Raw genomic sequence first — 12,700 nt, 5'->3', positions numbered from 1 at the left:
CCATTAAACGTTGCGATTCGTTATGAAGGTGAACTACAAAACCTATTATTCCGTTCGCAAGATGCACAAGAAGGACTAAGCTCATTTATTGAAAAGCGTCCAGCTGATTGGTCTGGTCAGTAATCTAAAGAACTTAAATGGCGATATCGGAACAATCCGGTATCGCCATTTTGAACAATATGACTAATTCCTGCATGTGATTTTCACATGAATGTTGGTATTGAAAATGTCTAGAAACCGTGGAGGAGAAAATTCTCCTTCTTATTAAAGAAGGAGCTATTTAATTGAGATTTGAAGTTTTTAAGAGATAATAGAGAAATAATCACCTAGTTTAAGAAATCGGATGTTATCCTCGCAATCGGTCCAGAGCTTTTTTGCTAAAAGAAAGAAGGGGAATTCATATGAGGTCAAATGAAATTGAGGTGTTGGTTAACTGGGGAGACACAGATAAAGCCGGAATTGTCTACTATCCAAACTATTTTAAATGGTTTGATATTGCGGGCCATCAATTTTTTCGCAGTTGTGACCTAGCACCAAGTAAATTAGAAGAAGAAAGAAGTATCATTCTCCCTATGCTTGATGTAAGGTGTACGTTTGAAAAGCCATTACTATATGATGAAATTATTACTATTCAGACAAAAGTACTAGAGATAAATAACAAAACAATTAAGTTAATACATGAAGTTTTTAACGATAAAGGTCGCACTGGTCATGGTTATGAGTTAAGAGGCTGGGTAAGACAAAAAGGTGACGAAATTAAAGCTGTTCCCATTCCCGAAGATGTTATTTCGATATTGTCTGAAGAAATTTCAATCAGTGAAAAAGGTAAAAGAACAAGGTTTAATGCATAATTGATTATTATCCTCTATAATAAAAAGGATGTCTCTTATTCATAAGCAACAATACTAAATGGACGGTGAACAACGTTGAAGCCAAGGTCATTAATGTTTACATTTTACGGGGAGTATATCCAATATTATGGAGGAGAAATATGGGTTGGAAGTTTAATTAAGCTAATGGGAAAATTTGGCGTATCTGAGTCTTCAGTACGTGGAGCAATATTTCGAATGGTTCAAAAGAAGTTATTGCAAGTTAGGAAGATAGGGAATAAAAGCTATTATTCATTAACCGAAATAGGTAAGAGAAGAATTGAAGATGGAGTAAAAAGAGTTTATACAACCCAAAGTCAAACGTGGGATGGCATGTGGAGAATTCTTACATACTCTTTCCCTGAGGAAAAGCGTGAATTGCGTAATTTAATAAGGAAAGAATTAATTTGGACTGGGTTTGGAGTAATCTCCAATAGTACATGGATAAGCCCTAATTCATTAGAAGAACAAGTTATTGAAATTATAAAAACTTATAACATTGAAGAACACGCTTATTTATTTAGTGCTTCTTCAATCGTATCTCATGATAATGACAGTATTATAAATAAAGGTTGGGATTTGCAAGCAATTTCAGATGAGTACGATATTTTTATAGAGAAGTTCACGCCGAAATTTGAAGAGTTACGTGAAAAAGCACTGAATAATTTGTTGAGCGATGATGAGTGTTTTGTGGAAAGAACGATTCTTGTTCACCAATATCGAAAATTCCTTTTTGAAGATCCTGGCTTTCCACGCGACTTATTGCCACATAATTGGTCTGGATCGAAGGCGAGAGAATTGTTTTGGAATATACATCAACTGTTATCTATCCCTGCTGTTCGTTTTTTTGAAGCGATTTATGAACCGGCCCCAGACCGGGAATACGAGGTGAGGCGTGACAGAGCTATTAACCCTTTTAGAGAGATACATTTGTAATAGGTTGTAAACTTAAAGGAGCAATAGAAATAATTCTGCTAGGAGTTAATGAATGCAACAGGCAGAAATATTGCCCCTTTAACGATTTGATTATTTTTAATATTTTGAATAAAATGAGGTGTCACAATGAAAAAGGTCGTATTGGAAATTAGTAATCATTTAGCATTCGTAACAATTAACAGACCAGAACAGTTAAATTGTTTTGATTATGAAGCATTGGTTGAACTCGAAAACATTGTTGAAGATCTTAAATTAGATAAAGAAGTAAGGGCTGTCATTTTTACTGGTGCTGGAGATAAAGCATTTAGTGCAGGTGCAGATCTAAAGGAAAGACGAACGTTAAATGAAAAAGAAGTTCGGAGAAATGTTAGTAAAATTCGCGATGTATTTACGATGATAGAGGAACTTCCTCAACCGACAATTGCAGCTATCAATGGATATGCTCTAGGAGGTGGATTTGAACTTGCCCTTGTATGTGACTTCCGTTACGCAGTAAGAAATGCAAAAATGGGGTTAACTGAAGTTAGTTGGGCTATTATTCCAGGAGCCGGTGGGACACAAAGACTAAGCCGTTTGATTGGGACCTCAAAGGCGAAGGAGCTTATACTAACAGCACGTAGAATTGATGCAGAACAAGCGTATACATTAGGGATTTTAAATAAAGTGGTTGATGAGGAAGAGTTAAAGAGCAGTTCGGTCGAGCTCGCTGAGGAGATTATGAAAAATGGACCACTGGCAGTCACTCAAGCAAAGTATGCCATTAATTATGGTAGCAATGTTGATGTGAAAACAGGTCTTGCGATTGAATCCAAAGCTTATGAAGTAATTATTCCGACAAAAGATCGTATTGAAGCGCTAGAAGCTTTTAAAGAAAAACGCCCCACTCAATTTAAAGGGGAGTAAATATCGTCAAAGGTTAAATATATGAGACAAAACGCAAGGAGTGAAAAAAGTGAAAGATCTCCTTAATAAGAACCGAGTTACAGAGCTTTTAGATATTCGTTACCCAATTATCGAAGGTGGAATGGCGCAAGTTGGGAACGGTGATTTAGCTGCTGCTATTTCCAATGAAGGTGGATTTGGACAAATTGCAATTTCTGGAATGAGTCCAAGGATGTTTCATCAAGAAGTTGAACTTGCGTCAGCTAAAACACCTTATCCTTTTGGGGTGAATATTCCCATTAGTGGTCATTTCTCTTATGGGGATTATTTCGACGTTATTAAAGAAAAAAAGGACAATATAGCTGCGGTCAGTCTCTCCTCTGGAGATCCACGCGAGCATATTCCTTTCTTCAAAGAATTAGGTATAAAAGTAATGGTTGTTGTCGGGACGGTTAGACATGCTCTTAATGCTGAGAAAGCAGGAGCTGATTTAGTTATTTGTGAAGGGTTTGAGGCAGGTGGCCGTAATAGCCCATATGAATTGACCTTGTTTAGTTTGATTCCACAAGTACGAAGAGCTGTTTCGATTCCAGTCGTTGCTGCTGGGGGTATTTCTAGTGGTGAAGGAATGCTTGCGGCTCTTGCCTTAGGAGCAGACGGAGTACAAATGGGAACGCGATTTATTGCAACGAATGAATGCATAGCCCATGAAAATTATAAACAATTACTTGTTGAATCAAAAGATTCAGAAACGACGATTATTGAAAGAAGCATTGGTGGAGTAAATCGCGTTGTGAAAAGTGAATATGTTAACCATATTTTAGAGCTGGAAAAACAACCTATATCAATACAAGAATTGTTTCCATATATTAATGGTTATAAAAATAAGTTAGGTGCCATTCAAGGAAATATGGAACAAGGTTGGGTACACTCCGGACAATCAGTGGGATTAATAGATTCAATTGTCAGTGTAGAAAGTCTGTTTATTGAACTTCTTGGTGAATTAAAGGAGTCTTATGAAGTTTTATCTAGCAGGGTGGAGCATGTTATAAAATAATCAAGAAAGAGTGATTCTTATGAAAAATTATGAAACAATTCATTTACAGGTTGAAAATCAAGTTGCTTGGCTTACATTAAAAAGAGAACCGGTTAATGTATTAAATATCGAAATGATGGATGAAATTGTCAATGCGTTGGAACATATTATTGAACATGAGGAACCACATGCTTTAGTTATTCGTGCTGATGGAAAGGCTTTCTCAGCTGGTGTAGCGATTGAAGATCATATTGGGGATAAAGCAGAGCCTATGATTCATGTTTTTCACAAAATGTTTCACTTATTGGCAAAGGTCCCTTGTCCAACAGTGGCTGTAGTAGAAGGTGCAGCAATTGGAGGTGGTTGTGAGATAGCGAGTTTCTGTGATATTTCCGTTGCGACTGAAAAAGCGAAATTTGGTCAACCAGAGATCAACCTCGGATTATTTCCACCAGTTTCTGTTGCAATTTTCCCTTGGTTAATGGGCTTTAATAAAACAATGGAATTACTTCTTACAGGTAAGACGGTCTCTGCAGAAAAAGCGAAGGAATATGGTTTAATCAATGAGGTAGTAGCCGAAGAAGAATTAGAGAATTACCTTAATGATTTGCTAGATTCATTCAGATCAAAAAGTAGAGTGGCACTTAAATATACTAGAATGGCTATTCGTGAAGCAATGGCAGCAACGTTTGCTGAAACGATAGGGAAAGTTGAGCAAATCTACCTTAATGACTTGATGAAAACAAATGATGCACAGGAAGGGTTAGATTCATTTCTCGATAAGCGTAAGCCTGAATGGAAGCATTCGTAGGAGGAAATAACGATGTTGAATATCGAACAGATTGAAAATGGGGGCTACCGAATTGGAATTCCTGTCCCCTTTCCAATGAAATACGTTTACTGTTATTTACTTAAGGACGGCAACGATTATGTGTTAATTGATACAGGTTTGAATTATCAGGCTGCCAGAGATACGTGGGAAGAAGTATTTGACTACTTAAATATACCACCTACTAAAATTAAGACTATTTATTTAACGCACTTTCACCCGGATCATTCAGGACTTAGTGGTTGGATGCAGCAAATAACGGGTGCGAAAGTTTATATGCATGAAGTAGATATGAATATGTTGAAAAGAGTGTTTGGAGAAAATAGTATACAAGCGGCAAGTCTGAAGGAAATGATCATGGAATTCGGTGTTCCTGAACAGTTGAGTGAAGCAATTAAAGAACATATGGAAAAGCTTACGAAAAGTGTATTGCCATTGCCTACTATTACTCCAATAAAAAAACAGGTTGAATTTGGAGATAGAAAGTGGCAAGTTATTCATACACCTGGTCACAGTGCAGGGCATATTTGCTTCTATCAAGAAGAGGATCAGGTGCTTATAGCGGGTGACCATATCCTTGATAAGATAACTCCTAATATTAGTGTTTGGCCTGGAGCTAGCGAGAAACCTTTACATGAGTATATTGAGTCACTTTTGAAGATTAAGGAGATTCCTACAAAAAAAGTATATACAGGACATGGAGAGGTAATGGAAGATATACGCAACCGCGTTGATGAGCTTATTTCTCATCATGAAAACCGGCTATCGAAAATGGAATCGCTCGCAAATTCGAAAACGGCATATGAGATTGCAGAAGTGTTATTTGCTCATAAAGAATTAACACCTCATCAATGGCGATTTGCTATTGCTGAAACGATCGCTCATCTATACTTTTTAGAAAAAGAAAATAGAATTGCCCGAAACGGTGAAAAGCCGATCGTTTATACAAAAAAAGTGAATATATAATAGGAGTATGTAAATTTCACTTCGTTTAAAAACACGTGTAACTACAAAAAGGTTACATGTGTTTTTTTGCATAGTTAAAACAAAGTTAAGCCTATAACATGTGGAAATTGGCGTATTTTGCACAAAAATATTCGTCCGTCAAAAAAACATAATAAAATCTATTGACAGATAATTAGGAATGTTTTATATTACTTAATATAGACGATAACATAAAAAACATAATAATAGTAAAAAGAGGTGTAAACATGAGCGTAAATCAAGCTGAAGTTTTATTAGAAAAAGTACAAAACGGTTTTAAAGTTGAACGTCCAGAGGATATGAATGATGAGTACTTGAAAGCATTAAAGCAAACATTAACAATTGTAGGGGATACAGAGTTATTGAGTGTTCCACCACTTTTGACTGTTTATGATCAAGCACCTAATTTAAATTACAAAATCACAGCATTAGCTGTTATGCAAGATGAGATAGGGCATGCGCACATTGCTTATCGATTGTTAGAAGACTTAGGTGTGGATGTTGATGAACTTCTATATGATCGCGAACCAGGTCGCTGGAAGAACCCATATGCATTTGATTTTAAATTAGATAATTGGATTGAATTAGGAGTCTTTAATGGATTATTTGATCGAGCTGGTTATACGTTATTAGGGGATGCACATCAAAATACTTCGTACGGCCCATGGAAGAGAGCGTTAGTAAAAGTAGATAAGGAAGAATTGTTCCATCTTAGAAATGGCGAAATCATTATGAAAGCTGGTATGAAGAAACCAGAAACAGCAAAGCAAGTTCAAGAAGCTGTTGATTGGATGTTCTTAATGGGACTTGAATTCTTCGGGGTTGCAGATAACCTTAAAAGCCGTTCGGCGCAATTAGATTATCGCTTAAAAGGGAAGACAAATGATGAGCTTAGACAAGTTTGGTTATCAACTGCAGTGCCTTTCTGTGAGTCAATTGGAGTGAAGGTACCAGCACATTATGATGAAGAACAAGGAAAATATGTTATTGATGTACCATTCCCTTGTAAATTTGATGTAGAAAACAAAAAATGGTTACATGATCAACCGGATACATGGGACGGAGTTATTCAACGTTTTAAACAGCGTGGTCCACAAAACCAAGATTTTGTAAGTAAAATTCAAAAGGGAGCAAGAGAGTTAGAAGCAATGAGAAAAGAGGGGGCTTAATCATGAATGAAGCAACAATGAGTCAAGCAGCAATGAACGAAGCGCCAGCAAATAAGTATTGGGATGCCTTAAAAGAAGTAATGGACCCTGAATTCCCTATTAGCGTAGTGGATATGGGATTAATCTATGAAATTACAAAAAAAGATAATAAATTAGAAGTCCTAATGACTTACACATCTACAGGGTGTGCATGTATGCAGTGGATTGAAAGCGATATCAAGGAGCGTTTACTTAAAGAAGAAGAAATAGCTGAAGTAGACATTCAAGTTGTATGGGATCCGCCATGGACTGTTAATAACCTAAGTGAAGAAGGAAAGAAAAAATTGAAATATTGGGGGGTAAGTTCATGACAAATCAACCAGTGGAGTATCTTCTCCTAACTCGCATCAAACGAGGAGACGATCTAATTCAAGTCGGTTCGTTCAAGGCTGTAAGTGATGAACTAGCAAAAGTATATGCAGAGCATATTTACGACGAGGAAGATTGGGTGGAAATGCAAGTTGTAAGGAAGGACGCTCTAATTAGCGTTCGAAAACCTGAACCACTATTTGCTAAGGAGGGAGTTAGTTAATGTCAAACAATAAAAACGTTTCATTAGTAGAACTTGCTGAAACAATTGCAGATAATAAATATGTTTTAGGGGATCGGTTAGTTGAAATCGGAATTAGTGGACCGACACTTGAATCAACGCTTTCATCAATTGCGATGGCACAACAAGAACTCGGTCATTCAAGATTAATATATAGATGGGCATTTGATTTAAAAGGATTAAATGGTAGTAAGGTAGAAATAAAAGATCAAACAGGTAAAGCGTTCTCATCGAATGTCACGATTAACAACTGGATTGAATTAATTGCTGGACTTTACGCAACAAATGTAGCAATAGATTTAGTTATGCGTGCTGTTATTGATGCAGAAAACCCAGATACCAACCCACCATTTAGTAAAATGTTGAAAGAGCAGAACGAACACCTTATCTATTCTAAGAGCTGGTGTAAGCAACTATTAAATGACGAAGGTTCAATCCCTAGAAGATTTAAGGAAGCCTTTGAGAAAGTTTCTGCTGAAGCTCTAGAATGGTTGGAGAAAGTGGAGAATGATAATCTCTTACGTTCTGAAAATTTAATTGCTCCAAAAGATTTCGTCGCTGAATACAGAAGTCAAGTTAACGAGCTATTAAATGATGGAGCTGTTACCAATGTCGGATAAAAATGTAGAATGTTCATTCTGCTCATCTGAAAAAGTTGAGAAGATTTCATCATTTGGTACGGCACAATTAGTAAGGCAATACTATTGCAACAATTGCCAGAGTGTCTTTGAATATATTCGTTGGCAGGAATCGCAACCGAATAAATGAGAGGTGCGAATTTGAATGAAGCAAATTAATAAAGTGGGTGTAGTCGGTTCTGGAACAATGGGGGCTGGGATCGTCCAGTTACTTGTACAAAACGGCTACGCTACAGTAATGTTTGATCTCGATCAAGAAACAGTTAATCGAGCTAAAGTCTCAATAGATAGCAAATTAGATCGGTTAGTTGAAAAGAATAGGCTATCGACTGCTGAGAGAGAGTTAGCAGAGGAGTTGCTCTCTACAACAACCGATTTGAATGCATTTGAAGATTGTCAATTAGTTATTGAAGCAGTTCCTGAAAAAATCGAAATTAAACGTTCGATCTTTCAACAATTGGAGGAGATTTGTTCAGAAGATACCATTCTTGCAACAAATACCTCGTCGCTTTCGGTGACAGAAATTTCTGGACAGATCCAACTTGCAAAGAGAGTTGCAGGATTTCACTTTTTTAACCCTGCACCTCTTATGCCTCTAGTTGAAGTGATACAAGGTTTAAATACAGCCGATGAGACAATAGATGCACTTGTAAACTTTGCTAAAGAGCTCAAGAAAAGTCCGGTAGTTTGCAAGGATACTCCAGGATTCATAGTGAATCGGGTTGCCCGTCCTTTTTATAACGAAGCGTTAAGGATTATGAATGATCAAGTTGCTAATGTTGACCAAATTGATCGTATTATGAAGCAGGCTGGAAACTTTAAAATGGGCCCATTTGAACTTCAAGATTTAATTGGAATTGATATTAATTTTGCAACAACAAAGTCTGTTCATGCAAGCTTTTATGGCGAAAGTCGTTTTAGACCACATTACTATCAAGAGAGAATGGTTCAATCTGGAAACTTGGGTAGGAAAAGCAAAGGAGGGTTCTATCAATATGATAAGTAATATTTTGATTGTTGGCCGAAATTTACTAGCTGAAGAACTCTTCAAAGCTTTTCATGAGAGTGAAAAAGTAAAAGTTTCCTATAATGATTATACTTCTACTAGTAATGTCGATCTTGTTATTGAAACAGAAAATATTGATTTAGATGAAAAGAAAAGAAAACTTCTAGAAATCGAGTCTGTTATTTCATCTACCACAGTAATCTTATCAACTGCATTGCAAGTAACTGGGACTGAAGCGGCTTCATGGTTAAGTCAACCAGAAAGATTGATTAGCTTTGCTACATTTTCAAACTTTCGTGAAGGAAATTTAATTGAGATCGCTTGTCCACTACAAGGCAATCGTGAGTATCTAGGAACTGTAAAAGAAGCTTTTAAAATAGTAAAAAAGGAAATTGAAATTGTGGAAGATGAGGTTGGGTTAGTCTACCCACGTATTCTATCCTTAATTATTAACGAGGCAGCTTTTGCTTTAACTGAGGGTACTGCTGACGCAGAAGCAATTGATACAGCAATGAAAAAAGGTACAAATTATCCGCTAGGTCCATTGGAATGGGCAGAAAAAATTGGTCTTGAAGATGTTTATGCTGTTCTTAGTGGGTTATATAAGCAATTTGGGGAAGAACGCTATAGACCAGCACCATTAATCAAAAAGCTCATCCAAGCTGGTTGGGTTGGTGGCGAGACGGATAAGGGATTCTATCATTATCAAAGTCGTAAAGCTAAGGAGTTATCAATATGAGGGAAGCGGTCATAATAGATGCGGTTCGTACACCAATAGGGAAGATAAATGGTGCCTTAACGAATGTTCGTCCGGATGACTTGGCTGGTCACGCTATCAAGCAATTGTTAGAACGGGTTAACATGGATAAAACGCTCATTGAAGATGTCTACTTTGGTTGTACAAATCAAGCAGGGGAAGATAACAGAAATGTGGCAAGGATGGGGTTATTACTCGCTGGTGTACCTGAAACGGTTCCTGGAGTTACGGTAAATCGTCTATGTGGGTCAGGTTTAGATGCGGTGAATCAAGCAACAGCCGCTGTTAAAGCAGGTCTGGGAGATGTGTTTGTAGCTGGTGGTACAGAAAGTATGACAAGAGCTCCATATGTTATGTTAAAGCCAAATTTAACAAATCCTCGTGCGAATCAAACGTTGCATGACACAACAATTGGCTGGAGACTTGTTAATCCGAAACTTGCAGAGGTATACCCTCCTATAAGTTTAGGAGAAACAGCAGAAAATGTAGCAGACCGTTACAATATTTCAAGAGAAGAACAAGATGAGTTAGCTGTTTTGAGTCAGCGAAAAGCAGCAGCTGCTATTGAGAGTGGCCGATTTGATGATGAAATTGTGCCAATTGATGTTCCTCAAAGAAAGGGAGAACCAATCACCTTTGACACAGATGAACATGTAAGACCTGACACTTCATTGGAAGCGTTATTAAACTTACGCCCAGTTTTTCGTAAGGGTGGAACTGTTACAGCAGGAAATTCATCAGGAATTAATGACGGTGCAAGTGCGGTGCTTATTATGGAGAAAGAACTTGCTGAAGAACTTTCCTTAAAACCGATTGCTCGGATCATCTCATCTGCGGTTAGTGGAGTGGACCCTGCGTACATGGGGATAGGGCCAATTCCAGCTACTCAAAAAGCATTGCAGAGAGCAGGTCTCACAGTCAATGATCTTGACTTAATTGAAATAAACGAGGCTTTTGCAGCACAATCTGTTGCGTGTATTAAAGAGCTTGGCCTTGACATGGAGAAAGTAAATGTTAATGGTGGTGCAATTGCACTTGGACATCCACTTGGATGTAGTGGTTCCAGAATTTTAACTACACTTGTTCACGAGATGCAAAAACGTGATGTTAGGTATGGTCTTGCAACGATGTGTATTGGTGTAGGTCAAGGGATTTCAACAATTATTGAAAAAGTATAGGGAGTGAGCGATACGTGATACAAGATACTGTAAAAAAAGATAGTGTAGTAAAAGAAACTTATCAATTATTTATCAATGGTACTTACTCTAACAGCAGCAACAATGAATTTTTTGAAACACATAACCCTGCTACAGGTGAAGTATTGGCGAAAGTAGCAAAAGCAACGAAAGACGATGTTGACCGTACGGTTGAAGCTGCAAGAACAGCTTTTGAATCTGGGAAATGGCCACGTGCATCTCATACAAAGCGTGCAAGAATCTTGAACAAAATTGCTGAGATTATGAGAGAACGTTTCAATGAGCTAGTTGAAGCTGAAGTTCTTAATACTGGTAAAACTGTTGCTGCAGCTCAAGGTCAAATTAACCAAGCGGTTGAAGATTTTGAATTTTATGCAGGTACACTTGCTACCTTTGGAGGACGTCAAAATCCAATGCCAAATGGATTCTTCAACTACACATTAAAAGAACCAGTTGGTGTATGTGCTCAAATCATCCCTTGGAACTATCCAATGATGATGGCAGCTTGGAAAATTGCTCCTGCGTTAGCTGCTGGATGTACCGTTATACTAAAACCTGCTTCTTACACGCCAATTACAGCTTACATGCTTGCTGATATTTGTCATGAAGCTGGTGTTCCTGAAGGTGTTGTAAACGTATTAACTGGTAGTGGTTCTGAAATTGGCCCATATCTAACTGAGCACGAAGGTGTTGATAAAGTAGCTTTCACTGGTGAAACAGAAACTGGTAAAGATATTATGGCCAAAGCGTCACAAACGTTAAAACGTGTTACGCTGGAATTAGGTGGGAAATCTCCGAGTCTAGTATTTGATGATTGTGATATTGATGGTGCAGTTGTAGGTTCTATTTATGGAATCTTCTATAACACTGGTCAATCGTGTGAAGCTCGTTCAAGATTATTTGTTCATGAAAATATCTACGATGAATTTGTAGAGAAATTTATTGAAAAAGCGAAGAGTTTAAAAGTGGGAGATCCATTTAATAAAGAAACACACATGGGAGCTTTAATATCAAGTGGTCATGAGAAAGTCGTTGACAGTTATGTGAAATTAGCAGTTGAAGAAGGTGGAGAAGTCCTCTATGGAGGTGGACGCCCTGACCCTGCAGTTTTAGGACCGGAATTTGAAAACGGTCACTGGTATATGCCAACGATTATCGGTAACGTGACAAATAATATGAGAATTGCTCAAGAAGAAGTGTTTGGACCAGTTGTTGTAATCATGAAATTTAGTGATGAAAAAGAAGTTATTAAAGAAGCAAATGATTCAATTTTTGGCCTTGGATCTGCTATTTGGACAAAAGACTTCGGGAAAGCACATCGTGTTGCTGAAAAACTACGTGCAGGTATCGTAATGATCAACAATCCAATTTCCGCATTCCCTGGAACTCCATTTGGAGGATATAAACAATCTGGATTTGGCCGTGAATTAAGTATTGAAACACTTGATTTATACACTGAGACTAAGAGTGTTGTCTCATACACAGGTCCAAAACCACTAAATCTATTTGGTATTTAAGATAAATTAAGAGCATTACCCAACCTAGGAAGTTACGTTTTAGCATCACGACATGTGAGTTAATAAGACGGTGCGAACGGTTTCTAAGAAAAGCTATGTAGTTCCGTCTCCTTCCTAGCTAAAAAAGCGTACCACTTAAATTAATATAAATATAATTCAAAAAACAGGAGGAATTTATTATGACTACAGTAGAAACAGGTGCAAAAAATCTTACAGTAAAAAAAGCAAATGGTGTTGCAGAGGTTCATATTCATGTAAACAAAACTAACTCTTATGACCTTGAGTATTATAA

At 37.3% G+C, this 12,700-nt stretch carries 15 protein-coding genes and 2 pseudogenes; all 17 read left to right on the top strand.

All coding sequences use genetic code 11. The features are described from left to right. Positions 1-123: pseudogene (locus AC1FXZ_RS21540) on the top strand (enoyl-CoA hydratase/isomerase family protein); the annotation flags it as partial. A gap of 278 nt (positions 124-401) precedes the next feature. Next, positions 402-851: an acyl-CoA thioesterase gene (locus tag AC1FXZ_RS21535; RefSeq protein WP_480057515.1), complete on the top strand. Its 450-nt coding sequence runs from the start codon at positions 402-404 to the stop codon at positions 849-851. Positions 852-926: 75 nt separating this feature from the next. Then, a complete protein-coding gene (locus tag AC1FXZ_RS21530) occupies positions 927-1,805 on the top strand; it encodes a PaaX family transcriptional regulator (protein WP_480057513.1) in 879 nt (292 codons plus the stop codon). Between the two features lie 126 nt (positions 1,806-1,931). Continuing rightward, positions 1,932-2,708, top strand: coding sequence for an enoyl-CoA hydratase-related protein (locus tag AC1FXZ_RS21525; protein WP_480057511.1), 777 nt, complete (start codon positions 1,932-1,934; stop codon positions 2,706-2,708). Between the two features lie 49 nt (positions 2,709-2,757). Beyond that, entirely contained in the window at positions 2,758-3,744 is a 987-nt protein-coding gene (locus tag AC1FXZ_RS21520) for an NAD(P)H-dependent flavin oxidoreductase (protein WP_480057509.1), read from the top strand. A 19-nt stretch (positions 3,745-3,763) separates the two neighbouring features. Next, positions 3,764-4,534, top strand: a complete 771-nt coding sequence (locus tag AC1FXZ_RS21515) for an enoyl-CoA hydratase/isomerase family protein (protein ID WP_480057507.1) — start codon at positions 3,764-3,766, stop codon at positions 4,532-4,534. 12 nt (positions 4,535-4,546) lie between these two features. Then, positions 4,547-5,518, top strand: a complete 972-nt coding sequence (locus AC1FXZ_RS21510; RefSeq protein ID WP_480057505.1) for an MBL fold metallo-hydrolase — start codon at positions 4,547-4,549, stop codon at positions 5,516-5,518. 245 nt (positions 5,519-5,763) lie between these two features. Beyond that, a complete protein-coding gene (locus AC1FXZ_RS21505) occupies positions 5,764-6,705 on the top strand; it encodes a Phenylacetic acid catabolic protein (protein WP_480057503.1) in 942 nt (313 codons plus the stop codon). A 2-nt stretch (positions 6,706-6,707) separates the two neighbouring features. Then, positions 6,708-7,055, top strand: coding sequence for a metal-sulfur cluster assembly factor (locus tag AC1FXZ_RS21500; RefSeq protein WP_480057501.1), 348 nt, complete (start codon positions 6,708-6,710; stop codon positions 7,053-7,055). After that, the gene (locus AC1FXZ_RS21495) at positions 7,052-7,276 is read left to right on the top strand and encodes a hypothetical protein (protein ID WP_480057499.1); all 225 of its coding nucleotides are present in this window, start codon (positions 7,052-7,054) and stop codon (positions 7,274-7,276) included. The genes AC1FXZ_RS21500 and AC1FXZ_RS21495 overlap by 4 nt, the downstream gene beginning before the upstream one ends. Beyond that, positions 7,276-7,914 carry a Phenylacetic acid catabolic protein gene (locus tag AC1FXZ_RS21490; protein ID WP_480057497.1) on the top strand — a complete coding sequence of 213 codons (639 nt, stop codon included), beginning with the start codon at positions 7,276-7,278 and terminating at the stop codon, positions 7,912-7,914. Before AC1FXZ_RS21495 ends, AC1FXZ_RS21490 begins: the two co-directional genes overlap by 1 nt. After that, positions 7,886-8,062: a PaaD-like zinc ribbon domain-containing protein gene (locus tag AC1FXZ_RS21485; RefSeq protein WP_480057495.1), complete on the top strand. Its 177-nt coding sequence runs from the start codon at positions 7,886-7,888 to the stop codon at positions 8,060-8,062. The genes AC1FXZ_RS21490 and AC1FXZ_RS21485 overlap by 29 nt, the downstream gene beginning before the upstream one ends. Before the next feature lie 15 nt (positions 8,063-8,077). Next, positions 8,078-8,938, top strand: a complete 861-nt coding sequence (locus AC1FXZ_RS21480) for a 3-hydroxyacyl-CoA dehydrogenase NAD-binding domain-containing protein (RefSeq protein ID WP_480057493.1) — start codon at positions 8,078-8,080, stop codon at positions 8,936-8,938. Then, the gene (locus AC1FXZ_RS21475) at positions 8,928-9,677 is read left to right on the top strand and encodes a 3-hydroxyacyl-CoA dehydrogenase family protein (RefSeq protein ID WP_480057491.1); all 750 of its coding nucleotides are present in this window, start codon (positions 8,928-8,930) and stop codon (positions 9,675-9,677) included. The genes AC1FXZ_RS21480 and AC1FXZ_RS21475 overlap by 11 nt, the downstream gene beginning before the upstream one ends. After that, positions 9,674-10,873 carry a thiolase family protein gene (locus AC1FXZ_RS21470; RefSeq protein WP_480057489.1) on the top strand — a complete coding sequence of 400 codons (1,200 nt, stop codon included), beginning with the start codon at positions 9,674-9,676 and terminating at the stop codon, positions 10,871-10,873. The genes AC1FXZ_RS21475 and AC1FXZ_RS21470 overlap by 4 nt, the downstream gene beginning before the upstream one ends. 14 nt (positions 10,874-10,887) lie before the next feature. Further along, positions 10,888-12,408, top strand: coding sequence for an aldehyde dehydrogenase family protein (locus tag AC1FXZ_RS21465; protein ID WP_480057487.1), 1,521 nt, complete (start codon positions 10,888-10,890; stop codon positions 12,406-12,408). 179 nt (positions 12,409-12,587) lie between these two features. Continuing rightward, a pseudogene (locus AC1FXZ_RS21460) lies at positions 12,588-12,700 on the top strand (enoyl-CoA hydratase/isomerase family protein); the annotation flags it as partial.

The organism is Halalkalibacter sp. HAAS-P014 (assembly GCF_056619965.1).
This window is presented reverse-complemented; position numbering and strand designations above follow the sequence as displayed.